Genomic DNA, 26,423 nt, shown 5'->3' on the forward strand with positions numbered 1-26,423 from the left:
GCTCGCCGCGACGGGTCGGTGGGCTTTAGCTCAGCCAGCCGGCAATGGCGTGGACGAGTGCTTCGCCACCTTGCTCGACCACGGTCCCCGCTACCAGCGCGGGCAGTGCCTGTACGACTCCTCGGAGCGCTTCGACGCGTGCCTCGGGATTGGGCTCGGCCAGCGAGGCATCGACTGTGTCGGTCATCGCGCGCAACGCCACCGCGTGCGCCAGATTGCCTTGGTTGCGGTCGACTTCGGTGCGAAAGGAGACGAGGAGCCCACGGACGGTGTCGATGTCGACGGCTCCCTGGACAGAAGCTGACTGGTGTACATGGGAGATGTTCTGACCCACCACGTTCTGGTTCGGAGCGTTGTTGTTGCCTCCGATGTGAATGCCCGAGCCGCGCATCGAGTGCTCGTCTTCTCGGCGACCGCGTCCCCTGATCATCATTTGCCTCCCTGGCTTCCGTTGCTTTGGCCCACGTCGCGGATGTCACTGCCCGCGACGTTTTGGATGGGAGCGTGATTGTCGCCGTACACCTGGATGTTGGTAATAACCGCGGCGACCTGACGCTCGTACGGTGCTGTGTCGACGCCCAGTTCCTCCAGGTACTCGGCGACGGACCGGAAAATGCATGTCTGCATCAACACCACGTGCCGTTTGGCGTCATCGCTCTGGTGCATGTCGGTGACTTCCTCGATGGAGTACCGGTCACGCAGGCTGACCGGGTCCTTCTCCTCTTCGCGGTCCTTTTCACTCTGCTGACCCCGCCCGAGCCGGGTCACGGTTCGCCAGACAGCCAGCGGCCCCGCCGCGGCGTCAAGGAGCGCTTGTGTGGCAACCCAGCCGAGCAGGCGGATCCCGCGCTTGGAGACCGGAGTGGAAGTCCCCCGCAGTTCGTTGTACAGGGGCGTCATGACGTGCGGTCGGACGGTGAGTCGTAGTTCTCCCGCCTCCAGCGCAGCGTGCACGAAGACGCTCACTACGACCTGACCGCCCCAGCTGACACACTGTGCACGCAGATACAGCCGGTCTGGCACGCTCGACGGCGACCGGCGTCCCCTGCCACGCAGGTTCGGCAGCTCCCGCTTCGCCACACGGGTGCGCTGTAGCCACAGCGGGGCAGGCAGTCCCTGCACCTCTGTCACGGTCAGACCTGGCAACGGATCAGTGATCTCACGCGCTCCGCGTCCGAGCTCTCTCAGAGCCGAGCCCATCCGCCGTAGCAGCTCCCACTCCCCGAACCGCCGGACCGACTCCTCCGGATCCTTGGGTACGAGCGGAATGCCAAGATCGGCGGCGCCCCAGACGTCACGTCCGGCGCCGACGAAGCGCTCCGGATGGTCGTACGGCAATTCCAGCCCCGTCTGCTCGCTCCCCAACTGGGACACGCGACGCGCGGCTTTCCAAGCCACCCACGGCAACCGGTCGGACGACACTCCCTCACGCATGATTCGCGCTAGGGCCGCCCGGGCCGCCAACCGGTCACCAGCATGCACCAGCGCCGTCGCCATCGGGAACGCGAAGGGCAGCAGGAGCAGCCCGAGCCGTAGACCCACCACCTCGCTTCCGGTTGGCTCGTAAGGAACAACCGCGAGCGCCCACGGCACGCACAGGACGATGTACGCGGACCTGGGAGAAGGCGCCAAACGTGACTTCTTCACCTTCCGCGCCGCCCTCAGCGCGGCCCACCGCATCAGCAGAGCGACCAGGACCGCACCGCCCCAGACAACGGCAGCCCGTGGCGTGAGACACACCAAAGCTGCGGCTACGAGCAGCACACCCAGCCACCGCATCCACCACCACTGCCTTCTCGCGCGGAGACTATGCGCCACCACCGGCACGAGGTCGAACCCGTACGACGGGACAGGCAGCGGCGGCCCGTGCAGGACGTGATCCATCACCCACCGTGCCATCGGCTCTCCCAGCGGCGGACAGTCGTCACTGCCCTCCAGGTAGATGCGCCGACGTGTACTGCGTCGTGGTTTGTCCGTCTTGCTGCCCTTGCCTCGAACTTTGCGCCACCACTCCTTGACCGCTCTGACGCGGTCAGGGCGCGCGTACACGGCCTGGCACAGCAACCTGGTCACTTCCGACGAGGTCGGATCCACCTGACCGTGAGTTTCCTCCGCAGCGGGAGGGCTGGCCTGAACCGGTACCTCTGGTCCGTCGACCTCCTGCTCCGCGCCCCGCTCCCGGACACGCGTCCCCCGTCCGAACCCCATTGCCCGCCCCCCGGTTCCTCCGTACGGCGGGCAATCCTCACGGCGCAGCTGGGACAGCACCAGATCACAAACGCGACAATCTACTCAAGCAGCCGGTCTAGGACGAGCTTTGGCCGATTTGCGTTCACCCCAAAGACGTAGAACGGTTCCGACTCGGCCACGTTCACTCCCGCAACGGCAGCCTCCAGGTAAACGCCCACTTCCAGATCTCGGCCGCTCGTCAGCCGCTAACAGGGATGCTCTGCACCTCCATCCCGACGGCGTGCCCATAGCGTGCCCATAGGGCCGGTAAGCCACGGCCAACAAGGGCGCGATCCTGTGCTCCAGGGCCCCAGACCGGAGACCATATCCACAGGTCAGAAGCTATCCGGCTCTCCGAGCGCCGTCGCTTCCCAAGCTGAGAGCGCGAGTTCGATTCTCGTCACCCGCTCCATGAGAAACCCCCAGGTCAGCGGCCTGGGGGTTTGTTTGTTGTCTAGTCAATCCGGGGGCGGCGTGCCCCGAAAGATCCCTGTCGGCCCGTCGCGACAGACATGGTGCTGGAGCATCTCGAAGAGCGAGCTGCTCGTCGTCAATACGGGAGTGGATGATGCCGACCCGGCTCCTACCGCGGCGGTGAGCGTTGCGATGTCCTCCACGTCGGACGTCAGGATCGTGACCGGGCCCGAATGCTGGAGCGCGGTCGCGCACAGCATGGTGTCGATGGCGTACTTGTGGCCGTGTAGCCCGGCGGTCCGCAGCAGGTCGGCCTCGGACTGCGCGACCGGCAGGTGGCGTACGAACGCCGCAAGGGATGAGCTCCGGCATGGCCCTTGGCCGGAGCCTCATGCCAGACGACGACGGGGTCGCTACGCCTCGCCTGCCTGTCGCCGCCCCGCACCGGGCCGCGGGCTTCGTCGTCGGCGACCGTATGGCCACCCGCCCGTGCTCAGGAGCCGCACACTCCGGCCCCGCGCCGGGCTGACTCCAAGCGGTCGTCCGGCGCCCGTCGGTCTGCTGCGATCGCAGTAGAGCCGAGTGTCTGCGTTCGGCCGACGACGAGAGACCGGGGCGATGCGAGCGTGAGGGGGGCCCGGGGGCTGCCGGCCCGGCCCGGCCCGTGTGGCGTACCCGTGGAAAGGCTTGTCGATGTCCCTTCTTGCCCGTTGGTGCCATAGGCACCGGCTTGCCGTGGTCCTGGCCTGGGTGGGCCTGCTGGTCGCTCTCGGCGCCGCGGTCGGCGCGGCCGGCAGCGACTTCGGCAACAGCCCGACCGCGCAGAACACCGACTCCGCCAAGGCCACGGCGCTGTTGCGGAAAGGGCGCCGGCAGTGCGGCGGGCAAGAGCGGCCGGATCGTCTGGCGGGTCGAGGACGGCACGGTCACCGACTCCGCTGCCGGACAGCCGATGGCCGACGCCGTCAAGAAGATCGAGACCGCTCCGGGCGTCACCTCCGTGAGCAGCCCGTTCACGGCGACCGGGGCCCGGCAGATCAGCAGGGACGGTACGACGGCCTACGCCACCGTCTCGTTCGAGGAGGACGTCAGCGACGCCCAGGTCGCGCAGGTGAAGCAGCTCGCCACCGCCCGGGAGTCGGCGTCACTGCACATCGCGCTGAACGGGCAGGCGTTCACCGTCAACCCCGAGCCGAACCCGGTCGCCGACGCCATGGGCATAGCGCTCGCCTTCGTCGTGCTGCTCTTCGTCTTCCGGGCGCTGTGGGTGGCCGCGCTGCCCATCATGACGGCCATCGTGGGCGTGGGCGGCTCCGCGATCGCGGTGATGCTGCTCAGCCACCTGGTCACCCTGTCCGACACCACTCTGACCCTCGGTTCGCTGATCGGCCTGGGCGTGGGCATCGACTACGCCCTGTTCATCGTCAACCGACACCGCACCAACCTCATGGCGGGCATGGGCGTCGGCGAGTCGATCGCCAAGTCCCTCGACACCTCGGGCCGGGCGGTGATCTTCGCCGGACTGACCGTCGTCGTCGCCCTGCTCGGCATGCTCACCCTGAACGTCGGCATCATCAACGGCATGGCTGTCGGCGCCGCCGTCACCGTGGTCCTGACCGTGCTGGCCGCCATCACCCTGCTGCCGGCGCTGCTCGGCCTGATCGGCCCGCGGATTCTCAGCCGCCGTCAGCGGCGCGCTCAGGCCGGCCCGCGTGCGCAGGACGCTTCCGGGGCGGGGACGGGTCTGTGGGGCCGGTGGGCCGGGCGGGTGCAGGCCCGGCCGAAGACGTTCGGTCTGGTGGCCCTCGTCGTCCTGGCGGCGCTCGCCCTGCCGACGCTCACCCTGCGCCTGGGCGCGGCCGACGACGGCAACCTGCCCGCGACCTCGACCAACCGCCAGGCGTACGACATGATCGCGAAGGGTTTCGGTCCCGGTTTCAACGGCCCGCTCGTCCTCGCCGTCGACGCGCCCACCGCCGCCGACAAGGCGGCCGCGGCCGCGCTGGCGCGCACGATCGAGCGGGTCGACGGCGTGGCCGGCGTCAGCACCGCTCCCATGGACGACGGGCAGAACGTCGGTGTGATCTCCGTCGTCCCGACGACCTCCCCGCAGTCGGCGGAAACGTCCCGCCTGATCGACCGCCTGCGCTCGGACGTCATCCCGCCGGCCGAACAGGGCACGTCCATGAAGGTGTACGTCGGCGGCCCCACCGCCGGCAACGACGACTTCGCCTCGGTTCTGCTGGGCAAGCTGCCGCTGTTCGTGCTCGTGATCGCCGCGCTCGGCTTCCTGCTGCTGACCGTCGCCTTCCGCAGCCTGCTCATCCCCGCCGTCGGCGCCCTGCTGAACATCCTCAGCATCGGTGTGGCCTTCGGCGCGATCGTCGTCGTCTTCCAGTACGGCTTCGGCGCCTCACTCCTCGGCCTCGGCGCCGCCGGACCCATCGAGTCGTTCGTGCCCGTTCTCGTCGTCGGCATCATGTTCGGTCTGTCCATGGACTACCAGGTGTTCCTGGTCAGCCGGATGCGCGAGGAGTGGGCCCGCACCGGGGACAACCAGCGCGCCGTCCGGGTCGGACAGGCCGAGACCGGCAAGGTGATCGCCGTCGCGGCCACCATCATGGTCTGCGTCTTCGGCTCGTTCGTGTTCGGCGGCATGCGGGTGATCTCGGAGTTCGGTGTGAGCCTGGCGGTGGCCGTCGCACTCGACGCACTGCTGGTCCGCATGATCGTCGTACCGGCGCTCATGCACCTGTGCGGACGCGCCAACTGGTGGCTGCCCCGCTCGCTGGACCGGGCGCTTCCCCGCGTGTCGGTGGAGGGCCCCGCGGAGGAGCCGGCGCGGTGGGCCGGTCCCGGCCACGAGCCGGAGACGGCCGGAATCGGCCGCTGACGTCATCCACCGAGAGCACGGGCCGGGTCGAGGAAGGGCACACACCGCGCCCGGTCCGTGCCGCGCCGGTGTGGCGCATAGTGAAGGGATGCAGGTGAGAGCCGTGTTCCGACGATGGTGGGCCCATCACGCGCGGCTGCGCGACGCGCTCCCCGGCGTGCTGACGGTCCTGGTGGCGGTGGCGGCCAGTGCCGTGGGAACGGGAGGCTCCGGGTGGCACGCCCCGAGGATGGACGGCGTCGCCTGGACCGCGCTGGCCTGCGCGCCCCTCGTCGTCCGCACCCGGTGGCCGCTGCCCGTCGTCCTCGTCACACTGGCCGTGGACCTCGCCCACATGGCCCGCACACCGGACTTCTCGCTGTCTCCGGCGGCGAGCCTGGTCGCTCTCTATACGCTCGCCACCCGCGCCAGCCGGCGTACCGCGTGGGCCGCCGGCGTGACCGCCTCGCTCGTGATCACGGCGGTGTTCGCGGTCACGCACGCCCAGTCACCGTTCTCGGGCGAGAGCCTCCTCCGCTTCGACCTCGCGATCGCTGCCACGGCGCTGGGTGACGTCAGCCGCAGCCGGCGTCTCCGCCTGGCCCAGGTCGAGGCACGGGCGGAACGCGCCGAACGGACCCGCGAGGCGGAGGCCCTCCGCCGGGTCACCGAGGAGCGGGTCCGCATCGCCCGTGAACTCCACGACGTCGTCGCCCATCACATGACCCTGGTCAACGCGCAGGCCGGCGTGGCCCACCACCTGCTGCGCACCGACCCGGATCTGGCCTACCAGGCACTCGCCCACATCAAGGACAACAGTCGCACCGCGCTCGATGAACTCCGCGCCACCGTCGGTCTGCTGCGCCAGCCCGACGACGCGCCGGACTCCCCGGCGCCCATTCCGGGTCTGGCCGACCTCGACTCCCTGGTCGCCACTCTCCGGGCGAACGGCCTGCCCGTGAAGCTGGAGCGCACGGGCCTGGCCCGGCCCGCGGCACCCACCACCGAGCTGACGGCGTACCGCATCGTCCAGGAAGCCCTCACCAACACCCACAAACACGCCTCCGCCAAGCGGGTCGAGGTGACGCTTGACTACGGAGCCGACACCTTGCGGGTCACCGTCACCGACGACGGCCTCCCCGGCACCGGCCATGACTCCGGCACCGGCCGTGGTCCCGGCACCGGTCATGGCCTGATCGGCATGCGCGAACGCGCCACCGCCATCGGCGGGACGGTCACCGCCGGCCCGCGGCCGGAGGGCGGCTTCCGGGTCCACGCCGAACTGCCCCTCGCGCTCACCCCGCAGACCTGAACCGCCCTTGTGAAAGGCTCCCGATGACCATTCGCGTCCTGCTCGCCGACGACCAGGCCCTGCTGCGCGGCACCTTCCGGCTGCTCATCGACGCGCAGCCGGACATGGAGGTCGTCGCCGAGGCGTCCAACGGGCGCGAGGCCGTGGAGCTGGCCCGGTCCCGGCGGGCCGACGTGGTGGTGATGGACATCCGCGCACCCGAGGTCGACGGCATCGAGGCCACCCGGCTCATCGGCCGGGACGAGGACCTGGCCGGGGTGAAGGTGCTCGTCCTCACCACCTTCGAGATGGACGAGTTCGTCGTCCAGGCCCTGCGCGCAGGCGCGAGCGGTTTCCTCGGCAAGGGCGTCGAGCCGGGCCAGCTCCTCGAGGCCGTCCGCCTCGTCGCCGCCGACGAGGCCCTGCTCTCGCCCGCGGCGACCAAGGGACTGATCGCGCGCTTCCTCGCCCAGCCCTCCCCAGGCGGCCTCGCCGACCGCGAACGGCTCGCCTCCCTCACCCCACGGGAGCGGGAAGTGATGGCCCTGGTCGCCACCGGCTTGTCCAACGACGAGATCGCCGAACGCCTCTTCGTCACACCGGTCACCGTCAAGACACACGCGAACCGCGCCATGGCCAAACTCGGCGCCCGCGACCGCGCCCAACTCGTCGTCATCGCTTACGAGACCGGCCTCGTCCGTGCCGGAGAGACACGGGCCTGAGCCCGGTGGGACGTGCCGGAGCACCCGTGGCTCCCGCATACGCCGGGGCGCCTTCCGTTGCACTCCATGGGGTGAGTTTGAGCATATTGCCCCGAGCTGTCTCGTTGTGGTCGCGATGGTCGTCCCATGAGTGAGACGCGAGTACTGCGTGATGGGGCTCCGGCGGAGGTCCGGGGCGGCGTGCGCCGATTGCCGGGGGAAGGCCGGGACAGCCCACGCCCGCGCTTCCGGCTCCCCTCACCGGCCCTGTGGGTCCTCGCGGTTCTGCTCGCCCTGGTCACGACCGCCGTCCCCGCCCAGCGCGCCGGCGCCGTCAACGGGAGCACCTCGCCGTGTGCGCTGCAGGGGCAGGGGACCACGGTCAACGAGGGCCAGAACACCGACTACACCCAGTTCCTGAATCCGCTCGGGATCAAGAACATCGGCGTGGTCTACGTGGACTTCCCCGACGCGGCCGGCGCCGGCGAGGTCGCGGACTACTACAACCTGCTGTCGCCGGCCGCCGACTGGGTGTGGAACGCCTCGTACGGCAGGACCGGGCTGAGCATGCGGCCGGTCGTGAACCGGTGGATCCGGATGCCGTCGGCCTCCGACGCCTACGGCACCTCCGGTCCCACCTACCAGCAGCACACCCGGTACGTGACCGACGCGCTGCGCACAGCAGCCGGCGCGGCGCCGATCTGGCCAGGTACGACCTGTTCTACATCGTCTCCACCGCCCGCTCCCGGGTCAGCGGCTCCCACACGTGGTACTGGACGCCCACCCGGCCGATCGTCATCAAGGGCACGACGATTCGCTGGGCGGTGACGTTCGGCACCGACATGTGGCACTGGGGTCACAAGGTGGCCGCCCACGAGACCGCTCACGTCTTCGGAGCACCGGACCTGTACGCCTTCGGCGGTGAACAGCACCGGTACGTCGGCGGCTGGGACATCATGGGCCACGTGGCCGGAGCCGCACCGCAGTACTTCGGCTGGCTCTCCTGGAAGTTCGGCTGGACCGGCGACGACCAGGTCGTGTGCGTGTGGCAGAACAGGACCCAGAACACCGCCGCCTTGAACGGTGTGGAGTACGTCGGCGGCACCAAGTTGCTGGTGGTCAGGACCGGCACCACCACCGCCTACGTCGCCGAGGCCCGCAGGAAGGCCCACAACGATGCGGGAGCCTGCTCCTCCGGCGTCGTCATCTACAAGGTCGACACCTCCGTCGCGAACGGCCAGGGACCGATCCGGGTGGTGCCCAACCCCGGCGCCCGCGGCGCCGGCGGGCTGCGGCACGCTGGACATGGCCACCTGGCAGCCCGGCCAGACCTTCTACGACCGAGCCGCCAACGTCCAGTTCACCGTCCGGTCCGCCGACGCCCACAACAGCACGGTGAACGCCATCAAGTGGTGACCACCGGGCGTCGCCCGGCCGGCCGGCGGTCCGCACGGGCCCGGCCGCCCACGACGACCGCGTTGGTGGGCGGCTCGGAGCCGGTGGCGTCGGACGGCGTGTGCGGCACGCCGGCCGACGCGCGTCACCTCGTCGTCCCGTCGCCTCGTCGTCCCGTCGCCTCGTCGTCCCGTCAGCCGAGAACCGAGGACGAGTCGCAGCCGAGACTGGCGCGGCCGGCGACGGCGAAGGAGATGCTTCCGGTGTTCTCCCACAGGTTGTTGATATTGGCGAACAGCCACCTCGTGGTCAGGCTGTGGTCGGCCGAGGAGAGGGTGGCCGTCCGGCCCTCCGTGCCCGGCCTGATCCGGAACCTCACCACGGTGTCCCCCAGCTTGTGCGGCGGCGTCTCCTGGGCGCTCAGCGTCGTGCCGGAGAAGGTGCCCGGCCCCGTCACCGATTGCACGTCGGCCACCGCCATGACCGAGGCCAGGTTGACCCGGTGGACGTGGTACTGCGATCCCACGGGATTCCGTGTGGTGTCCGGACGCCACCTGAAGGTGAACGTCGAGCCCGGTGCGATCCGGCCGCCGAACGGGTTCGGCCACGCCGATTCGTTGATCACGCCCTCGCCCAGCCGGGTGCCGAACGCGTTCCGCCAGTAGAAGCGCGGGTTGAGCCGCGCGTTCCCCGGCTGGATGCACTCCGGGTCACGCGCTGCCGCGACCTGCGGCGGCGCGGCCGGCCGTGGCTGTGCCGTGGCGGCGTTCGCGGGCAGTGACGACGCCAGCAGCATCGCTGCGGCCAGCGTGCCCAAGGCCCACGTGCCCCGCTCGCCGCGCCGCAGCCGCGGCACTGCCGAGGCGACGCGCCTGATACGGCCCGGCAGACCGCTTTCTGCTCCGTGCATTCTCCAGCCTTTCTCTTCCGCGTGACCCGTCGGTGGCTCCGGGTCGAGCCGGCGGAGCCACCGACGGGCTGGTTCGTCGGGAGGGTCAGTCCTCGTCGGGGTCGAGGACGCGGCCCTTGAGCTTGATCGGACTGGCGGCGCCCACCTTGAGCTGGCCGTCGGTGTAGCGGCCCGGCGTCGCGCCGTCGACGGCGGTCACCTGGGCGCCGTAGCCGATGCACTCCTGGTTGGTGGACAGGTACGGGTTGTGGGTGAAGGTCAGGGTGCGGCCTCCGTCGCCGAGGGTGCCCTGGGTGGTTTCCAGGTTGCCTTTCGCCTGGAGCGTGTTGACGTCGTGGTAGGCCCAGGACAGCCAGCCGGTGAAGACGAATCCGGTGGGTGCCTTCAGGGTGAAGGTGATGTCTCCGGGGTTCACCGGGTCGGGAACGGTGCTGAGGATGCCGAAGCTGAGGTGGGCGGGGACTCCGCCCGGCGCGTCCTCGACGATGCCCTGCTGGAGGATGTAGAGCTTGTTCTCGGAACCCGGCTGGACGGGGGTCTGGGTCTGCGTGGCCATCGTTTTCCCTTCTGTGGATGGGTGTGTCCGCGTGAGCGGATCCGCCGGTGGCGGGCTTGGGGACCGGGCCCGCTCATGGACCGTCGAAGGCGGGGACGGCTGCCGTGGGCTAGGCGGACGGCGCGGGTTCGGTCGGTGCGTGGTCGGCCAGGAGCGGGCCGAGGACGGACAGGACGCCGAGGGCGATGTCCTCGTAGAGGTAGAAGCCCGCTTCCAGCGGCGGCAGTTCGGTGGCGGTGTCGTCGGCGACGGGTTCCGGGTCGGTGGCGTGACCCGCGTCGTCGTCGGGGGCGGGGTCGGGTCGCGGTCCGAGCAGGTCGGTGAGGTCCTGCGCGGCGTTCAGGAGGGCGCCGCGGGCGCTGGTGGCCAGCAGGCGCAGGGGGAGGTCGAGGGCGGCGGTCATGCGCTGGCCGGGAACCAGCTTCGTCACCACCGGTGTCTCCTCGGCGGCCGCGGCGATCAGCCGCACGGGGAGCGTGCAGGCGGCGACGATCCGCTCGGTGGACATCACGGGCGGAGGATCGCCGTCGACCATGAGGTCTTCCCACTCCATCAGGTCGAAGAGGAACTGGCCGCCCTTGTACAGCGGCCAGGGCCGGACGGTGTCGAGCAGGATGCGGGCGCGTTCGGGCGCGTCGCGGCGCAGCGCCACGCCGTGCCTGGCCAGGGTGCACAGGCACTGGCGCAGGCCGTTGTTGACGTGGCCGAGGAAGGCGAAGGCGCGGTGGTCGGTGGAGGTCAGCGGGCCGGGCTCGGTGGTGCCGGCCGGCGGGGGCGGGGGCGGGGTGGTGGTCACAGTGGCCTTGAGGTGACGTAGTGGGCGATCTGGCGCAGGACGGCTTTGCCTTCGTTCTCGGGGATGAACCGGAGGTCTTCCTCGAAACGGGTGATGCCTTCGGCGGCGAGCCGGTCGGCGAGGTCGGTGGCGTACTCGATGGAGCCGTGCCGGCGCATGGCGGCGAGGAGTTCCTCGGCGTGCTGCTGGGTCTTGTCGGTACGGCGCTGTCGCAGGACGTCGAAGAGGCGGGGCCGCTCGTGGGCGTACGCGCTGCGGAAGAGGTGGATCAGCATCACCGTGCGCTTGCCTTCGAGCAGGTCGCCGAGAGGCTCCTTGCCGTAGAGGGCCTCCTCGCCGACCAGGTTCAGGATGTCGTCCTGGATCTGGAAGGCGATGCCGATCAGGCGGAACGCCTCGTCGAACCGGTTCAGCACGGCGGGGTCCGTGACGCCGGCGCAGACGGCGCCGATGCGGCACGGGCTGATGCAGGTGTACCAGCCGGTCTTCTTGGTGCTCATGGTGAAGTAGGCGTCGTCGGTCCCGGGGACGACCTCGTGGCGGATCCAGCCCAGTTCCATGGCCTGTCCCTCGATGGACTCCCGGCACATGTGCACCGCCTCGTGGATGAGGCCGAGGGTGCGGACGAGGCCCAGGGTCTCGAGGTTGGACAGGACGGCGTCGACGGCGAGCAGGTTGAGTCCGTCGCCGACGTTGACGGCCAGGCCCAGGCCGTGTTCCTCGTGCATGGTGGGCAGGCCGCGCCGGTGGGTGGACTCGTCGGCGATGTCGTCGTGGACGAGGAAGCCGTTGTGGAACAGTTCCAGTGCGGCGGCGGCGCGTACGGCGTCGTCGGGTCGCCCGCCGAAAGCGGCGCAGGCCGCGATGGTCAGGGTGGGCCGCAGGCCCTTGCCCTGGCGGGCCGGGTAGGAGCGCATGAGGTCGTACAGCTCGGCCCGCGGTTCGCGGTCCGGCAGCAGCCGTTCGATCTCCTCGTTGGTGCGGGCCCGGCACCGGAGCATGGTCTCCAACAGGTCCGCGTCCTGGACGGCGTCCTCCAGCGACCAGTCGGTGCTGGTGCGGCCGTCCCACAGCGGGCGCGGCGCGGTGATGGTGGTGTCGCCGATCAGCGCGGGCGGTGCGGGCGCGTCCTCCGGGGAGCGCCGGGCGAGGAAGTCCAGGGCCGTCCAGTCGACCGGGTCGGCGGCCGGTTCCCGGGCGGCGGGTGTCGCGCCGCCCCACAGCTGGGGCGCCTGTTCGCGGTAGGCCCCCCACAGTTCCTGCATGCTGCGCAGGCCCGCCGCGCGCTGGGACAGCAGGGTGAAGGCCCGCCAGACGGCGAGGGCGTCGTCGCGGGAGCCGCGGACGTCGAGGCTGTCGGGCAGGACCTGGTCGACGGGCGGGCGCTGGAGGTCGAACAGCAGGTTCATGGCCCGGTTGTCGAAGGCGACCTCGACGTCGGGGTCCGGGCAGTGGTCCCGGTCCACCACGATGCGGCTGTGCCGTGCGGTGAGTGTGGCGTGGCTGCCGTCGTTGAAGTGCAGGCCGAGCCGGATGCCGCGCAGGTGGTCGGCCGCGGCGGCGAGGATCGCCGGCGCGCGCTCGGACAGGGCGGTGACGGTCTCGTCCAGCAGCCGGGCCCCGGTGAACGCGGGGACGGTCTCAGTCACGGGCACCCCCGGCGAACTCCACGATGCCCTCGGTGCGGAAGCCGATGCGGCGTCCGCCGACCCGGCCCTCCACGGTGCACGGACCGAGGGTCTCGTGCACGCTGAACGGGTGGAGGCTGGTCTCGGACGGGTTGGCGATGCGGCCCGCCGTGTGCGAGCGGAAGTCGAGGACGAGACGGTCGTCGCCGAGTCGTGCGGTGATCAGCAGCCGGCCGGGTACCGCGGCCATCGGCGGAGTGCCCAGCAGGCCCGCCAGCGGCGGCACGATCGCCACCCGGTCGCGGTCCAGGCTGCCGCTCACCGCGACCCGGAGGTTGCGCCGCGGGAAGTGACGGATCATGCGCCCGTCGCGCCACAGCATCACCGACCCGTTGGCCGCGTCCGCGGGGTAGGCGGGCTGGATCAGGGTGAAGACGACGGCCGAGGGCGGGGCCTGGTCGGCCGGACCCGAGGGGTCGTTGACGAACCCGAACACCCAGCCGCCGAGTGTGGGCCAGGACCACCGGCCGCGGACCCGCTCGTGGTAGCCGAGCAGGTCCGTCTCCGTCGCCGTACCGTCGCCGTGCCGCAGGGTTCCGGTGCCCAGGACGCCGGGCTCCGACTGCCACCGCAGATGCTCGTCGTCGCCGAACGGCGCGCACTGCGAGGTGCACGGCCTGCTGGTCCGGCTCAGCCGTACGTCCGCCGCGGGCGCCGCCGAGCGGGCCGCCACCCGGAACGCGCCGGGCTCTCCGTGCGGGTGCGGCAACCGGAAGGCCGACCACGGCAGTTGTGGCTGCTCGGCGTTGAACTGCGTCGCACTCCAGCCGTGCCCCTCGCCGTAGAGGAGCAGGATCGCCATGTGCTGTCCCTCGGCCGCCGTGCCGGTGCCGCTGCGCCGGCCGGTGGCGGGGGCGCCGGGGTCCGCGAAGACCGAGCCGGTGGAGGAGCCCAGGACGGAGAGGTTCGCGATGAGTGCCTGTCGCCCGCACCGCGACAGGAACGCGTAGTGCAGCCACTTGCGGTCGAGCGGGTGGGCGAGCGGGGCATGCGGGAAGGGGCCCTGCGGACCGAACCTCGGGAGGGCGGGCGTGAACACGTTTCGAACGCTAACTCAAGGTAGCCGATCATCTGCAACTCGTGATGATCGTGAGGGTGACCTGGGAGCACAAAAACGATTACCTCCGCATTCAAGGTTTGAGAACGCAAAGAGCCGCCCGTGGCGGGTGGGCCCGCCACGGACGGCTCCGGACTTCGGGCTTGCCCCCCGTGAGTCGTCGTCAGGCCCCTCGTCCGTCCTCGTCGTCAGGCCCTTTGTCCGTCCTCGTCGTCATTCCTCGTCGTCTCCGAGAACGCTCGCCTTCAGGCGGACTTCCGGCTGGCCCGCGATCACGGCGCGCCCATCGGTGTACCGGCCCGGCCCGGCGTCGGCCAGGGCGCGGACGCCGAGCGTGTAGACCAGGGCCGCCGCCGGATGACCCGCGGTGTTCAGGCGGGGCTCGTCCGTGACGACCAGTGACCGGCCGTCGTCCCCGACCGCCCCGGTCGGGCTCCCGCCGGGGATGACCGTGCGATCCGCGCGGTAGTACGCGCAGGTCACCCGGCCGTCGAAGACGAAACCCGTCGGAGCCGTGAAGCGGTGCTCCACCCGTCCCGGGGCCCAGGGGTCGGTGGAGGAGACCCGTACGTGGATCAACTCGCTCTGTCCGCGCCGGATCTCCAGGCCGACCTCCTGCCGGACCAGCAGCCGGGCGGGCCCCGCGGACGGGGCGCCGCCGTCGCCGTACGGCGGGCCGGCGGCTCCTCGGTCCGGCTCCGGTTCCGGCCGCGGCTTCCGCTCCGGCTCCGGCTCCGGCTCCGGTTCCGGCTCGGGTTCGCGGTCCGGCTCCGGCTCCGGCTCCGGTTTCTGGTCCCGTACCGGCCCGGTGTCCTCGGAGGGAGCGGTGGTGAGGGGCACGGCCGCGATCCGGTGGTGGAAGTTGTCCACCACGAGCAGGCGTCCCGCCGGATCCACGGCGAGACCGCACGGGTAAGCCAGCTCGGCGTGTACGACGGCACCGGCGGCTCGCCGGACGCGCTGGTCTCCCGGGCAGCCGGGTCCGGCCGGCCCGCGACGATACGGGCCGCTCCGCCGGCCAGCCGCCACACGCGGTGTCCGGTCTGGTCGGCGACGTAGAGCACGCCCTCGCCGTCGACCGCCACCGCGCACGGCGCGCCCCAGTCGACCGCCGTGCCCCCGGCGCTCCCGTCCGGCGGTCCCGCCAACGCCCGAAGCGCCCCGTCCGCCGGCCGAGCAGCAGTACCCGCCGGCCCTCCGGGTCGGCGATGTACAGCCGGCCGTCCCCGTCGACCGCCAGCCCGGCGGGCAGGAAGGCCTCGCCCGCGTCGGCCGCTCCGGAGCCACCGGCGCGCCCGGATGCCGCGACGACCGTGCTGATGACACCGTCGCCGTCGATCCTGCGCACGCGGAGAGCGCCCGCCTCCCCGACGTACAACCGGCCCGCCGCGTCGACGGCCACGGCGCACGGGGAGTCCAGCCGGGCGCGGCCGGCCGGCCCGCCGTCGCCGTCACCGTCGCCTTCACCGCGCGAGCCGTCTCCCACGACGGTGCCGATGACACCCGAGGAGTCGATCCGGCGGATGCGGTGGTTCATCTCGTCGGCGACGTACACGGCCCCGTCCGGGGCGACCGCGAGCGCGGACGGGAAGCCGAGGCGGGCGCGCACCGCGTCGGCGCCGTCCCCGGAGAAACCCCGCAGTCCGTCCCCGGCGATCGTCGTCAGGGTGCCGGTGCCGTCAATCCGACGGATGCGGTGGTTGGCGTGGTCGGCGACGAGGACCGCGCCGTCTGCCACGGCCACGTCCGCGGGGAAGGCCAGCTGTCCGTCCGGCGCGGGCCCGCCGTCCCCGGAGAACCCGGCCATGCCGTTGCCCGCCACGGTGCCCGGCAGGCCGCCTCCGTCCGGCGCCTCCGGCGGACGGCGCGGCGCGGTGTCCCTGGCCGTCACGCCGCCACCACCCGGCTCCGGCGCGGCCGGACCGTGACGACGCCCGCCACCTCACCCGTCCACAGTTTCGTTTCCCGCATCCACGTCTCCTTCCGCACCGTCGTCGGCATTTCTCCTGCATACCGGTCGGAGGTGCCTCGCAGGAGCAGCCACCGCGCCGGCCACTCGCACGAGGGAGGAACCGGGAGGGACGGACGGCGAGGCGATCCGTACGGGAGGAAGGGAGGAAGGAAGGGAGGAAGGGAGGAAGGACCGGCGGACGCCGACGGCTTCGGCAGGACGCGGATGGATGCGCTCCGGTGCGCCTCCATCCGCCGTTTCACGCCGCGGCTGCACTCGAACAAGTGACACAGAATCGATTCGGCATCCCAAACGGGGGAACGGCGGCATACCACCGGCGGGTCCGGGCTAACGATGGACCCGGATGAAAGTCCGGTGCGTGCCGCGATGCCCGCGCGAACGCCCCGCTCGAAGCCACGGGCGGCGTGCCGCGTTCCGTCTTCCGGCCGCGGCCTTCATGACGACCGCGTCCGGTGAACCGCGCGGCGTGCGGTGCCGCGCTCCGGCCGCCTCCCGCGGGCCCGGCGACCCGCACCAGGACGTCTCCCTTTTCCGTCGCACGCTTCGACCACAGCCCCAGGAGGACCCGGAGATGAGCACCGACGTGCAGACCAAGAAGGAAGCCTACAAGCGGGGGAGGAACAGGGACGCGCCGATGCGCTCGCCGGAAAGCCGTACGCGGATCCGCCGCGCGACGGCGCACGCGGGGAGCGGGACCAGTACGCGAACGGCTATGACTGGGGTTACGAGCAGGGCCGGGCCCAGAAACTCGACCTCGTGGTGTGGCAGGAGGGCGGGGTCGAGGACGCTCCCGGCGGGCTCGGCACCACCATCAACGTCTGCGTCCGCACGCCGAACTGGAGCGAGACGGTCGACGCCGGCGAACGCGAGCACGTCTTCACCGCCCCCACCGGATTCCGCTGGAACGGCACGGTGGGCGCCCAGTACAAGCGCATCAACCAGACCACCGGCGGCAGCCTGCCCCCGTGCGGGCCACCGTCAGCGACGACGGGCGCACCCTGACCTTCACCTATCACGTGCACCTGAACACGAGCGACCAGGACAAGGACTGCATCGTCTACACCTGCGGCCTCGAAGCCGTCGACGGAGCCGGGGCCGGCCGCCACACCGACGGCGTCGCCCGGATCGGCACCGCACCGCCGGCCAAGCTCAAGGCCGAGGTCATCGAGGACGAGGACTGAGAGAGCGGGATCCAGACACCATGACCACCGTCGTCACCCCGGCGTGTTCTCGTCCACCAGCCCCGCCATCTCACCGGTCAACGGCGTGGGCACCGACTACATCCAGTGGGGCAGCGCGGGCAGCCAGAGCGGGTACCAGTTCCGCGGTGAGGCCGCGGACGTCCAGCTCGGCGGCACCGAGTTCGTCGTCGGCACCTTCGTGCACCGCAACAAGCCCACGAACGTCAGCCCCAGCCAGTTCGTCGTCCAGCTGACCATCAACGTCATGTTCGAGGACGGCACCACGACCGACCTCACCTTCGGCTTCCGCCACAACGAGACGCCGAACAACACCGGCACCAGTCCCGCGGACGACGACCTGGTCGACCTGGAGACCTTCGTCCACCCCCAGCCCGTCACGGTCGACGGCAAGCAGTACCGGGCGGTACTGAGCGGGTTCGAGCGCAACGGCCAGATCGTCCGGCAGTTCCGCAGCCCGGAAGGCGGCATCAACTTCGCCGACGTGGTGTGCATGTTCACGCTCGACGAGCCCGACGTGATCATCTCCGGCCTGCGCTACCAGGGCACGAGCGCCGGCCAGGCGGACGAATACGTCGAGATCCTCAACAAGGGCGGCGGACCGCAGGACCTGACCGGCTGGAAGGTGGAGGCCAAGCCCACCGGCCACGCGTTCCCCTTCCCTCCGGGAACGGTCATCCAGCCCGGCCAGCGCTACCGCGTCTACACCAACGAAAGCCACCCGGAGTACGGCGGCTTCTCCTTCGGTTCCTCCACCGAGGTCTGGCGGGACCAGGGCGGCATCGCCCGCCTGGTCGCGGACGACGGTTTCGTCGCCGACCAGTCCCCGTACCTGGACAAGGGGTTCAACAAGACCGGCACTCCCTGAGCCGGACCCGTCGGCCCTTCGATGACAGGTGAGGAGGCGGTACGCCTCACCTGTCGTCGTCGGCGCGGCACCGGACGGTCAGCCCCGTTCGGTGCGGGCGGGGCCCGACGAGGCGATCGCCCGGGAACGGCCCGGCTCCGGAGCAGGAGACGGGTGGTGGTGCGGGGAAGGGGGCTGGGCGGGAGGAACAGTTCGCCGGCGTCGAGGAGGACGAGCAGCCTGGCGACCGGTGGGCCGACCGTGTCGATGGTGATGGTCTTGCTCTGGCTCACCGCCCGTCTGCGCAGGTCCAGGAGGAGGTTGAAGCCGGCGCAGTCGCAGAAGCCGACGCCGGTGAGATCCAGGTCCAGGCCGGTGGCCGAGTCGGCGAGCGCCTGGAAGAGGTCGGGCCACAGGGAGCGGGCGGAGTCGAGGTCGAGTTCGCCGAGGACCGTCACCCGGGTCCGGCTTCCGCGCGGAGCGTACACGGCGGTCGCCGCGCCGTGGGGGCCCGTGGAGCCGGGCGCCGCGGCGGGCGGGCCGCCGTGGACAGGGCCGTGCATGGTTCACTCCCGCGTCTGGTCGCCGACGTCTACGGCAACGCTTCCCCACCCGCTCGAGACACGTCCACCGATACATGAACGGTAATACGTGTTTATGGATGCGTGAAAGTCGGGTTGGGTAAACTCGGGGCATGGACGGAGTGCCCGAGTCACACACTGGTTGGACCTTCCTGACGAACCACGCCCGCGTACTCGCCGCCATCGCGGACAACCAGAACGCGCGCATCCGCGACATCGCCGCGCACTGCCGGCTCACCGAGCGTGCCGTGCAGAAGATCATCGCCGACCTGGAACGGGACGGTTACCTCTCGCACAGGCGAGAGGGCCGCGGGAACACCTACCGGATCGACCCCACGAAGGTCCTCCGTCATCCCACCGAGGCGAACCAGGGCCTGACCGTGGCCGCGCTCCTCTCCCTGCTCGCCCAGGACGAGGCCGACCGCAGCGACCAGCCCGGCCGGCAGCACGCGACGGCCTGACCCTGCGGCGGAGCCCCCGCGGCCGAACACGGCCGGCGACGCGTAAGGTCCGTCCTCAGGTCCGTACTCCGCGCAGCCGATCCGGTGACCGGCTGCGGCCTCCACCGCCCGCGGCCACCGGAAGCCCCACCGCGCGGCGTCTTCGGCGCCGACCGGCTCGCGACCCTGTCCGCCACCGCCTTCCCGCGCTCCGTCGGCTTTCCTGAACAGTGAGCCCCCAGGGCGGCGACAGGACCGGGGCGGTGGTGTGGGCTGTGTCTCCTTATGGGGATTCGGCGGGTTTGTGCGGAGGCTGTCCGGAGAGGACGGCAGCGAGGGCGTGCGGGGCATCGTACGAGGTCAGAGCGCTGCGGGCGGGTCGATCGGCGGTAATGCGCCAGGCCCGCGAGGCAATATCTGTGGTGGCAACATGAGAAATCGGATCGGCGCGCGATACATATTCCTCAGGCCATCGACAGGGGTGGAATTGTGGACCGTACAGGGTCCGCTTCGGCGTGCTAGTGTCGTCATCAGTTGCAGGTGTGGTTGCCAGAAGGTTTTTCCGACGGCTGATCATCACGGCGACACGGAATGCGCACAGGGCGCGTTCCTGGCACCGTCTCCGAAGGAGAAACAAAATGGCTACGACCGGTACCGTCAAGTGGTTCAACGCGGAAAAGGGCTTCGGCTTCATCGAGCAGGACGGCGGCGGCCCCGACGTCTTCGCCCACTACTCGAACATCGCCACCCAGGGCTTCCGTGAGCTGCTGGAAGGCCAGAAGGTGTCGTTCGACATCGCGCAGGGCCAGAAGGGCCCGACGGCCGAGAACATCGTCCCCGCCTAATCCGCGGAAGCGACACGTCTTTCGCAGCTGGGGCCCGCACCTTGGGGTGCGGGCCCCGGCTCGCTTTATTTCCAGGGCAATTCGACCCTGACATTTTCGGCCCGTTCTCGCGATTCTCTGCGCTGCTCCTCCTGCCGCGGAAACTCCTTGATACGCGCCCGCATCGAGGAAGGTTCCGCATGAACCGCACACCCACCACTCGCGCACGCACTTCCCGCACATACGACCGCTTCGGCGGAAGCGGCTCCGGCCGCTCCGGCGCTCCGCGCCGCTCCGGCGGTTCCGGAAGCCGGCAGCCCCTGCGGGGCGAGTTCGCGCTGCCGAAGACTGTCACGCCCGCGCTGCCCGCCGTCGAGGCGTTCGCCGATCTCGGCATGCCGGCGCCCCTGCTGGACACGCTCCGCCAGGAAGGCGTGACCGTGCCGTTCCCGATCCAGGCGGCGACCCTGCCGAACTCCCTGGCCGGCCGGGACGTCCTCGGCCGCGGCCGTACCGGGTCGGGCAAGACCCTCGCCTTCGGCCTCGCGGCACTGGCCCGTACGGCGGGCCGGCGCGCCGAGCCGCGCCGTCCGCTGGCCCTGATCCTCGTCCCCACCCGTGAGCTGGCCCAGCAGGTCACCGACGCGCTCGCGCCCTACGCCCGCTCCGTGCGCCTGCGACTGGCGACCGTCGTCGGCGGGATGTCCATCGGCAGGCAGGCCGGCGCGCTGCGCACCGGCGCCGAGGTGGTCGTCGCCACGCCCGGCCGGCTCAAGGACCTCATCGAGCGTGGGGACTGCCAGCTCGCCGACGTCGGCATCACGGTGCTCGACGAGGCCGACCAGATGACCGACATGGGCTTCATGCCCCAGGTCACCGCCCTGCTCGACCAGGTCCGCCCCGAGGGCCAGCGCATGCTGTTCTCGGCCACCCTGGACCGCAACGTCGATCTGCTGGTGCGCCGCTATCTGACCGACCCGGTGGTCCACTCCGTCGACCCGTCGGCCGGTGCCGTCAGCACGATGGAGCACCACGTGCTCCACGTGCACGACGCGGACAAGCACCGCACGACCACCGAGATCGCGGCCCGGGACGGCCGGGTCATCATGTTCCTGGACACCAAGCACGCGGTGGACCGGCTGACCAAGCACCTGCTGAACAGCGGCGTCCGCGCCGCGGCCCTGCACGGCGGCCGCTCCCAGCCGCAGCGCACCCGGACCCTCGCGCAGTTCAAGGACGGTCACGTCACCGTCCTGGTGGCCACGAACGTCGCCGCGCGCGGCATCCACGTCGACAGCCTCGACCTGGTCGTCAACGTGGACCCGCCGAGCGACCACAAGGACTACCTGCACCGTGGCGGCCGTACGGCCCGCGCCGGCGAGTCCGGCAGCGTCGTCACCCTCGTGACCCCCGCCCAGCGCCGCGGCATGACCCGGCTGATGGCCTCGGCCGGCATCACCCCGCACGTGACCCCGGTCCGCTCGGGCGAGGCGGAGCTGAGCCGCATCACCGGTGCCCAGGCGCCCTCCGGGGTCCCGGTGGTCATCACCGCGCCCGTCGTGGAACGCCCCCGCCGCGCGTCCGCGCCGTCCCGGAGCCGTCGGGGCCGTGGCGGCCAGGGCCGGTCCGGACAGGGCCGACCCGTCGGCGCCGGCATGCGGCGCGGGGCCCAGCCGGCCGCCTGAGTCCGCGGCAGCCCCCGCCCGGAGGCCCGTGGTCTCCCGGGGGGCGCGAAGGCCCCATGTCGTCCAGCCCCCATCGAAGGAGACACCTTGACGCCAGCACGGACGCAGCACCGCATGCCTAACCCCGCTCCCGTGGCGGCGGGCGAGGACGTCGAAGGGCACGGCCCCCGGGTCTGGGACGACATGACCGTCGAGGTGGCACTGGCCGTCATGGCGGGTGCCCGGGTCGAGTACCTGACCGTGTGCGACGGCGACGACCGGAGCACGGGTCTGATCACCCGGGTCCGGCTCGCCGGCCTCCGCGACAGCTCCACGTACACGGACCGGATCCGGCTGCGGGACGTCCTCGACGGATCGCTGTGCACGGCCGGCGCCCGCCCCGGTGACATCGGCGCGTACGGCCGGTCTCCGGGCGCGCTCGCCCTGTCGCGCTGATCCGGCCGTCCCCGGGCGCCCCGCTCGCCCCCTCCCCCTCGTCTTTCTCCCCTGTGAGGCATCATGCGCTGTGTCATCGCCCGGTACCCGTTCGACCTGACCCGGACCGGGGTGCTGGAATCGATGAAGGGCGTCAAGCCCGAGCTGGTCACGGGTGCGTCCGTGACCATCGGCCGCCGCCGCTACCCCGTCAAGCAGGTGGGCCGGGTACTCACCCGGCAGGACCCGCGTGACTTCAGCGCCGGCGAGGTCACCCGGGCCATGGCGCGCCTCGGCTTCACCTGCCACGACGGCCCTCAGGCCGCGGCCGTGAGCGGTCCCACTCCGCTCGAGGCCGCGTCGGCACTGCTCGGTGGCGAAACCGGCCCCGTGGCCGTGTGAGGACGGGCGGGAAACCGCTCTAGGGATGATGAAGGGGCCCTGCCGGCGTATGCCGGCAGGGCCCCTTCTGCTGTGTCGCCGTCCGCTTGCGAACCGCCGGCCGGGCGGCCGGGCCGGGCCGGGGCGGCGGCTCGGGGCGGGAGCGGACGGCTCAGGGGATCGGCGGGCGGGTCACTGGTCGGAGTAGCTGATGTCGCCCACGGTCCATGCGCTGACGTCCTTGATCGCGACTCGGTACATTCCTCCCGTCTCCGGGATGCCGAGGCTGCCTTGCAGGATCCGGGCGAGATGGAAGTGCAGATGTGTGGGAGCCTCGCCGCGATCGGCCCGGGGCCCGCGCGGGCCCCGGTGAAGACGTTCGAGAACGGGCCGAGACGGTCCGAGTCCTTCAGGACCTCCGCCACCCGCTCCCTCCATACCGCCTCCGGCGCCAGCCGGCCGGTGATGACGGCACCGCCGACGACCACGGTCAGCGACATCTGATTGCTTCGCTCGGACTCCACCGCGGCGGAAATGGCGACGAGCAGCTCATCAGGGTTCGACATGACACCAGAGCTTATTCGGCCCGCCCGCCTCTGAACCTCCCGCGGGGCATGAAGTGACCGCGCGGACGGCCGGACGCGGCCCCCTCCGCCCGCCGTCCGACCGGGCCGGGACAGGCCCCTCCTCCGCCAGAAGAGTGAAATCTCTTCTTGTCGCAGTAGATTTTTGTCGCTGGTGTGGGTACGCTTTCTCTCGTAGACGAGGTCGAGGAGACCCGCCAGACACGAACTGGCGGGTGGCGGCCACAGCGTCCCCGGACGCACGCAGAGGGGCCGCCGACAGCAGTACCAGTTCATTCAGTGGTTGGTCCGGAAAGGAACGGAGGAGCAGACGCCATCAGGATCGCCCGGCCCGAGAGCACTCGGCCCGGGTACCGCAAGACCCCGGAATGGATGGTGGTCCCCGGTCAAGCAGCTGCGATCCCCCGCTCCGCCCTGCCGGGCCGGGTAGCGGAAACAGAAGGTCGGCACAGCAGTAGGGCCGACAGATGGTGTTGAATTTCCTTCGGGGCCCTGGTGCCGTACGGCACCAGGGCCCCTCGACGCGTTGCACAGCGAGGTGACATGACATCGGACAACCCTCTGAATGATCGTCTGGACGACGACGACTACCCCGCGTACACCATGGGCAGGGCAGCCGAGATGCTCGGCACCACCCCGGCCTTCCTCCGGGCCATCGGTGAGGCCCGGCTGATCACTCCGCTCCGCTCGGAGGGAGGACATCGCCGGTACTCCCGCTACCAACTGCGGATCGCCGCTCGCGCTCGCGAGCTCGTCGACAGAGGGACCCCGATCGAGGCCGCGTGCCGCATCGTCATCCTCGAGGACCAGCTGGAGGAGGCACAGCGCATCAACGCCGAGTACCGCCGTGCCGCCAGCGGATCGGCGGGCGGCCCCGGCGCCGGCTGACCACGCGGGCACGGGCCCGTCCGAGGACCGCGCGCGGACAGCAGGGGAACGCCCGCCTGTCCTGTGCGGGCCGGCCGTGCTCCGCGGCGACCGCGGACCGGACCGGGCAGGCGGCCACGGCGGGACCGGCTCCCGTCACGCGGAGGAAGGACCGTAGGCCGCCGTGAGGAGGGACGGCAGGGCGGCGGGGTCGGGTTCGTAGGTCTGGGGACCCACCGCGGCCAGGGCCAGGGACGCCAGGACCGAGCCCGTGCGGGCGGCGTCGGATGCGGGCCGGCCGGCCGCCAGGGCGGCGAGGTAGCCCGCGCGGAACGCGTCGCCGACGCCCGTCGGATCGGTGACCTCGGTCACCGGGGCCGCGGCCACCTCCACCGGGGGCTCCCCGGCGCGGTCGATACGGCTGCCCTTCGCGCCGAGCGTGGTCACCACGTGCCGACCCGGTCCAGGACCTCCTCCCGGGTCCAGCCGGTCTTCCGCAGCAGCAGTCCGTGTTCGTACTCGTTGGTGAACAGGTGGTCGGCGCCGTCGACCAGTGCGCGGATGCCGTGGCCGTCCAGCCGGGCCAGCTGCTGGGACGGGTCGGCCATGAAACGGACGCCCATCGTCCGGCAGGCGCGGGTGTGGCGCAGCATGGCCGCCGGGTCGTCCGCGCCGATCAGTACGAGGTCCGCGTCTGCGGCGACCTGGGTGAGGTCGATGCGCGACGCCTCCGTCATCGCGCCCGGGTAGAAGGACGCGATCTGGTTGCCGTCCGGGTCCGTGGTGCACAGGAAGCGGGCCGTGTGACGGGTGGCGGAGACGAGGACGGCGCCGGTGTCCACGCCCAGCGCCGACAGCCGGGCGCCGTACTCCGCGAAGTCGGCGCCGACCGCCCCCACCAGCAGCGGGCGGTGTCCCAGCCGGGCCAGCCCGTAGCCGATGTTGGCGGCGACCCCGCCCTGGCGGATCTCCAGCGTGTCCACCAGGAACGACAGCGACACCCGGTCCAGCCGGTCGGCCAGCAGCTGGTCGGTGATGCGGGCCGGGAACGTCATCAGGTGGTCGGTGGCGATGGAGCCGGTGACGGCGATGCGCATCTCACACTCCCGCCGCGGCGCGCAGCGCGTCGACGCGGTCGGTGCGCTCCCAGGTGAACTCGGGCAGCTCGCGGCCGAAGTGGCCGTACGCGGCGGTCCGGCCGTAGATCGGGCGGAGCAGGTCCAGGTCGCGGATGATCGCCTTCGGGGAGAGGTCGAAGACGTCGCCTATGGCCTTCTCCAGGACGGCCTGCGGGACGCGTGCGGTGCCGAAGGTCTCCACGAACAGCCCGACGGGCTCGGCCTTGCCGATGGCGTAGGCGACCTGGACCTCGCAGCGGGAGGCCAGTCCGGCCGCGACGACGTTCTTGGCGACCCAGCGCATCGCGTACGCGGCCGAGCGGTCCACTTGGACGGGTCCTTGCCGGAGAAGGCGCCGCCGCCGTGGCGGGCCATGCCGCCGTAGGTGTCGATGATGATCTTGCGGCCGGTCAGGCCGGCGTCGCCCATCGGGCCGCCGATCTCGAACCGGCCGGTCGGGTTGACCAGCAGGCGGTAGCCCTCGGTGTCCAGCTTGATGTCCTCCTCCAGCAGCGCCTTCAGCTCCGGCTCCACCACGAACTCGCGGATGTCGGGCGCGAGCAGGGTCTCCAGGTCGATGTCGGAGGCGTGCTGGGAGGAGACGACCACCGTGTCCAGGCGGACGGCCTTGTCGCCGTCGTACTCGATGGTGACCTGGGTCTTGCCGTCCGGGCGCAGGTAGGGGACCCGGCCGTTCTTGCGGACCCGGGAAAGGCGGTGGGAGAGGCGGTGGGCGAGGCGGATCGGCAGGGGCATCAGCTCGGGGGTCTCGTCGGTGGCGTAGCCGAACATCAGGCCCTGGTCGCCGGCGCCGCCGGTGTCGACACCCTGGGCGATGTCCGGGGACTGCGCGCCGATGGACACCGACACGCCGCAGGAGGCGCCGTCGAAGCCCTTCTTGGAGGAGTCGTAGCCGATGTCCAGGATCTTGTCGCGGACGAGGGTCGCGATGTCGGCGTAGGCGGTGGTGGTGACCTCGCCGGCCACGTGCACCTGGCCGGTGGTGATCAGGGTCTCCACGGCGACCCGGGCCGTGGGGTCCTGGGCGAGCAGGGCGTCGAGGACGGCGTCGCTGATCTGGTCGGCGATCTTGTCGGGGTGGCCCTCGGTCACGGACTCCGAGGTGAACAGACGACGGGACATGGTTCGGGCGTCTCCTTACCCGGGGAAGGGGCGGCGGGGCACCGGCCCCGCACCGCCGCGCGAGCGGCGGCGGTGCGGGGCCGACGAGCGGTGCGGAGATCAGCTCTCCGGGTGGTGGACGGCGAACACCGTGTACGCGTGCGGGTCGGGCTGGGCCAGCGCGGCGGCCCGGTCCCGGTACACCTGCACGTCCGGGTCGCCCATGGTGGCCTTGATGTCGGCCTTGCTGCGCCACTGCGCGTAGTAGACCAGGCGCTTGCCGTCCAGGCTGGTCAGGATGTTCACGGAGATGCAGCCGGGCCGGTGCCGGATGAACTTCTCGGCGCCCTCGCCGAGCACCTCGGCCAGCTCCTGCTGCTTCTCCGGTTCCACATGGAAGACGTTGATCATGGCGTAGGTGCCGTCGTTCTCACGGATCACGGTCTCTGACACGACAGGGGTTCCTTTCATCGTCGGCAT

22 protein-coding genes and 6 pseudogenes are annotated in these 26,423 nt (G+C 71.2%); 13 read left to right on the forward strand and 15 right to left on the reverse strand.

Annotated features, from left to right (window positions below):
- Window positions 1-25: 25 nt before the first annotated feature.
- From SCK26_RS17640 to SCK26_RS17650, 3 genes and pseudogenes are all read right to left on the reverse strand, one after another.
- Complete coding sequence (locus tag SCK26_RS17640) at window positions 26-433, reverse strand: hypothetical protein (protein ID WP_318202263.1); 408 nt, start codon at window positions 431-433, stop codon at window positions 26-28.
- Window positions 430-2,073, reverse strand: coding sequence for a hypothetical protein (locus tag SCK26_RS17645; RefSeq protein ID WP_318202264.1), 1,644 nt, complete (start codon window positions 2,071-2,073; stop codon window positions 430-432). Before SCK26_RS17645 ends, SCK26_RS17640 begins: the two co-directional genes overlap by 4 nt.
- A gap of 749 nt (window positions 2,074-2,822) precedes the next feature.
- A pseudogene (locus tag SCK26_RS17650) lies at window positions 2,823-2,972 on the reverse strand (DNA-binding protein); the annotation flags it as partial.
- A 623-nt stretch (window positions 2,973-3,595) separates the two neighbouring features.
- Here SCK26_RS17650 and SCK26_RS17655 point away from each other — a divergent pair.
- From SCK26_RS17655 to SCK26_RS17670, 4 genes are all read left to right on the forward strand, one after another.
- Complete coding sequence (locus SCK26_RS17655) at window positions 3,596-5,536, forward strand: MMPL family transporter (RefSeq protein WP_318202265.1); 1,941 nt, start codon at window positions 3,596-3,598, stop codon at window positions 5,534-5,536.
- A 103-nt stretch (window positions 5,537-5,639) separates the two neighbouring features.
- On the forward strand, window positions 5,640-6,827 hold the full coding sequence (locus SCK26_RS17660) for a sensor histidine kinase (protein ID WP_318202266.1): 1,188 nt from the start codon (window positions 5,640-5,642) through the stop codon (window positions 6,825-6,827).
- Window positions 6,828-6,850: 23 nt separating this feature from the next.
- The gene (locus SCK26_RS17665) at window positions 6,851-7,528 is read left to right on the forward strand and encodes a response regulator transcription factor (protein ID WP_318202267.1); all 678 of its coding nucleotides are present in this window, start codon (window positions 6,851-6,853) and stop codon (window positions 7,526-7,528) included.
- Between the two features lie 126 nt (window positions 7,529-7,654).
- A complete protein-coding gene (locus SCK26_RS17670; RefSeq protein WP_318202268.1) occupies window positions 7,655-8,335 on the forward strand; it encodes a hypothetical protein in 681 nt (226 codons plus the stop codon).
- A 760-nt stretch (window positions 8,336-9,095) separates the two neighbouring features.
- On the opposite strand, the gene SCK26_RS17675 is transcribed toward SCK26_RS17670, so the two are convergent.
- The 7 genes and pseudogenes from SCK26_RS17675 to SCK26_RS17705 all read right to left on the reverse strand — a co-directional run.
- Window positions 9,096-9,812: a hypothetical protein gene (locus SCK26_RS17675; protein ID WP_318202269.1), complete on the reverse strand. Its 717-nt coding sequence runs from the start codon at window positions 9,810-9,812 to the stop codon at window positions 9,096-9,098.
- Window positions 9,813-9,897: 85 nt separating this feature from the next.
- Window positions 9,898-10,368, reverse strand: coding sequence for a hypothetical protein (locus tag SCK26_RS17680; protein ID WP_318202270.1), 471 nt, complete (start codon window positions 10,366-10,368; stop codon window positions 9,898-9,900).
- A 109-nt stretch (window positions 10,369-10,477) separates the two neighbouring features.
- Window positions 10,478-11,164 (reverse strand): hypothetical protein, encoded by a 687-nt coding sequence (locus tag SCK26_RS17685; RefSeq protein ID WP_318202271.1) that lies wholly within the window; start codon window positions 11,162-11,164, stop codon window positions 10,478-10,480.
- The gene (locus tag SCK26_RS17690; protein ID WP_318202272.1) at window positions 11,161-12,813 is read right to left on the reverse strand and encodes a polyprenyl synthetase family protein; all 1,653 of its coding nucleotides are present in this window, start codon (window positions 12,811-12,813) and stop codon (window positions 11,161-11,163) included. Before SCK26_RS17690 ends, SCK26_RS17685 begins: the two co-directional genes overlap by 4 nt.
- Window positions 12,806-13,891: a hypothetical protein gene (locus tag SCK26_RS17695; RefSeq protein WP_318202273.1), complete on the reverse strand. Its 1,086-nt coding sequence runs from the start codon at window positions 13,889-13,891 to the stop codon at window positions 12,806-12,808. Before SCK26_RS17695 ends, SCK26_RS17690 begins: the two co-directional genes overlap by 8 nt.
- Before the next feature lie 231 nt (window positions 13,892-14,122).
- Entirely contained in the window at window positions 14,123-14,806 is a 684-nt protein-coding gene (locus SCK26_RS17700; RefSeq protein ID WP_318202274.1) for a hypothetical protein, read from the reverse strand.
- 658 nt (window positions 14,807-15,464) lie between these two features.
- Window positions 15,465-15,716 (reverse strand): annotated as a pseudogene (locus tag SCK26_RS17705) (hypothetical protein); the annotation flags it as partial.
- A 921-nt stretch (window positions 15,717-16,637) separates the two neighbouring features.
- Here SCK26_RS17705 and SCK26_RS17710 point away from each other — a divergent pair.
- The 3 genes from SCK26_RS17710 to SCK26_RS17720 are packed head-to-tail and all read left to right on the forward strand — an operon-like array spanning window position 16,638 to window position 17,948.
- Window positions 16,638-16,883, forward strand: coding sequence for a hypothetical protein (locus SCK26_RS17710; RefSeq protein WP_318202275.1), 246 nt, complete (start codon window positions 16,638-16,640; stop codon window positions 16,881-16,883).
- A complete protein-coding gene (locus SCK26_RS17715) occupies window positions 16,847-17,062 on the forward strand; it encodes a hypothetical protein (RefSeq protein ID WP_318202276.1) in 216 nt (71 codons plus the stop codon). Before SCK26_RS17710 ends, SCK26_RS17715 begins: the two co-directional genes overlap by 37 nt.
- A gap of 43 nt (window positions 17,063-17,105) precedes the next feature.
- A complete protein-coding gene (locus SCK26_RS17720) occupies window positions 17,106-17,948 on the forward strand; it encodes a lamin tail domain-containing protein (RefSeq protein WP_318202277.1) in 843 nt (280 codons plus the stop codon).
- Between the two features lie 197 nt (window positions 17,949-18,145).
- Here SCK26_RS17720 and SCK26_RS17725 read toward each other — a convergent pair.
- Window positions 18,146-18,490: pseudogene (locus SCK26_RS17725) on the reverse strand (STAS domain-containing protein); the annotation flags it as partial.
- A gap of 131 nt (window positions 18,491-18,621) precedes the next feature.
- On the opposite strand from SCK26_RS17725, the gene SCK26_RS17730 reads away from it, so the two are divergent.
- The 5 genes from SCK26_RS17730 to SCK26_RS17750 all read left to right on the forward strand — a co-directional run bounded on the left by SCK26_RS17730 (window position 18,622) and on the right by SCK26_RS17750 (window position 22,273).
- Complete coding sequence (locus SCK26_RS17730) at window positions 18,622-18,969, forward strand: helix-turn-helix domain-containing protein (protein WP_318202278.1); 348 nt, start codon at window positions 18,622-18,624, stop codon at window positions 18,967-18,969.
- A 617-nt stretch (window positions 18,970-19,586) separates the two neighbouring features.
- The gene (locus SCK26_RS17735; RefSeq protein ID WP_318202279.1) at window positions 19,587-19,793 is read left to right on the forward strand and encodes a cold-shock protein; all 207 of its coding nucleotides are present in this window, start codon (window positions 19,587-19,589) and stop codon (window positions 19,791-19,793) included.
- A 179-nt stretch (window positions 19,794-19,972) separates the two neighbouring features.
- Entirely contained in the window at window positions 19,973-21,457 is a 1,485-nt protein-coding gene (locus SCK26_RS17740) for a DEAD/DEAH box helicase (RefSeq protein WP_318202280.1), read from the forward strand.
- A gap of 114 nt (window positions 21,458-21,571) precedes the next feature.
- A complete protein-coding gene (locus SCK26_RS17745; RefSeq protein ID WP_318202281.1) occupies window positions 21,572-21,892 on the forward strand; it encodes a CBS domain-containing protein in 321 nt (106 codons plus the stop codon).
- A 63-nt stretch (window positions 21,893-21,955) separates the two neighbouring features.
- Window positions 21,956-22,273 carry an SCO5918 family protein gene (locus SCK26_RS17750; protein ID WP_318202282.1) on the forward strand — a complete coding sequence of 106 codons (318 nt, stop codon included), beginning with the start codon at window positions 21,956-21,958 and terminating at the stop codon, window positions 22,271-22,273.
- 171 nt (window positions 22,274-22,444) lie between these two features.
- On the opposite strand, the pseudogene SCK26_RS17755 reads toward SCK26_RS17750, so the two are convergent.
- Window positions 22,445-22,818 (reverse strand): annotated as a pseudogene (locus SCK26_RS17755) (hypothetical protein).
- A gap of 561 nt (window positions 22,819-23,379) precedes the next feature.
- Between SCK26_RS17755 and SCK26_RS17760 the strand changes: the two are divergent.
- A complete protein-coding gene (locus SCK26_RS17760; RefSeq protein WP_318202283.1) occupies window positions 23,380-23,724 on the forward strand; it encodes a MerR family transcriptional regulator in 345 nt (114 codons plus the stop codon).
- Window positions 23,725-23,859: 135 nt separating this feature from the next.
- Here the strand turns inward: SCK26_RS17760 and SCK26_RS17765 are convergent.
- The 3 genes and pseudogenes from SCK26_RS17765 to SCK26_RS17775 all read right to left on the reverse strand — a co-directional run bounded on the left by SCK26_RS17765 (window position 23,860) and on the right by SCK26_RS17775 (window position 26,396).
- Window positions 23,860-24,800: pseudogene (locus SCK26_RS17765) on the reverse strand (carbohydrate kinase family protein).
- A 1-nt stretch (window position 24,801) separates the two neighbouring features.
- Window positions 24,802-25,964 (reverse strand): annotated as a pseudogene (gene metK / locus SCK26_RS17770) (methionine adenosyltransferase).
- Between the two features lie 99 nt (window positions 25,965-26,063).
- Window positions 26,064-26,396 carry a putative quinol monooxygenase gene (locus SCK26_RS17775; RefSeq protein ID WP_318202284.1) on the reverse strand — a complete coding sequence of 111 codons (333 nt, stop codon included), beginning with the start codon at window positions 26,394-26,396 and terminating at the stop codon, window positions 26,064-26,066.
- Between the last annotated feature and the right edge of the window lie 27 nt (window positions 26,397-26,423).

Origin of the sequence: Streptomyces sp. SCL15-4, assembly GCF_033366695.1 — a bacterium.
GTDB lineage: Bacteria > Actinomycetota > Actinomycetes > Streptomycetales > Streptomycetaceae > Streptomyces.

Bases quoted from the DNA above. Each gene is read 5' to 3' on its own strand.
- SCK26_RS17745 (WP_318202281.1), top strand. From the start codon at position 21,572: ATGCCTAACCCCGCTCCCGTGGCGGCGGGCGAGGACGTCGAAGGGCAC.
- SCK26_RS17640 (WP_318202263.1), bottom strand. From the start codon at position 433: ATGATGATCAGGGGACGCGGTCGCCGAGAAGACGAGCACTCGATGCGC.
- SCK26_RS17740 (WP_318202280.1), top strand. From the start codon at position 19,973: ATGAACCGCACACCCACCACTCGCGCACGCACTTCCCGCACATACGAC.
- SCK26_RS17670 (WP_318202268.1), top strand. From the start codon at position 7,655: ATGAGTGAGACGCGAGTACTGCGTGATGGGGCTCCGGCGGAGGTCCGG.
- SCK26_RS17665 (WP_318202267.1), top strand. From the start codon at position 6,851: ATGACCATTCGCGTCCTGCTCGCCGACGACCAGGCCCTGCTGCGCGGC.
- SCK26_RS17735 (WP_318202279.1), top strand. From the start codon at position 19,587: ATGGCTACGACCGGTACCGTCAAGTGGTTCAACGCGGAAAAGGGCTTC.
- SCK26_RS17730 (WP_318202278.1), top strand. From the start codon at position 18,622: ATGGACGGAGTGCCCGAGTCACACACTGGTTGGACCTTCCTGACGAAC.
- SCK26_RS17675 (WP_318202269.1), bottom strand. From the start codon at position 9,812: ATGCACGGAGCAGAAAGCGGTCTGCCGGGCCGTATCAGGCGCGTCGCC.
- SCK26_RS17750 (WP_318202282.1), top strand. From the start codon at position 21,956: ATGCGCTGTGTCATCGCCCGGTACCCGTTCGACCTGACCCGGACCGGG.
- SCK26_RS17760 (WP_318202283.1), top strand. From the start codon at position 23,380: ATGACATCGGACAACCCTCTGAATGATCGTCTGGACGACGACGACTAC.
- SCK26_RS17680 (WP_318202270.1), bottom strand. From the start codon at position 10,368: ATGGCCACGCAGACCCAGACCCCCGTCCAGCCGGGTTCCGAGAACAAG.
- SCK26_RS17655 (WP_318202265.1), top strand. From the start codon at position 3,596: ATGGCCGACGCCGTCAAGAAGATCGAGACCGCTCCGGGCGTCACCTCC.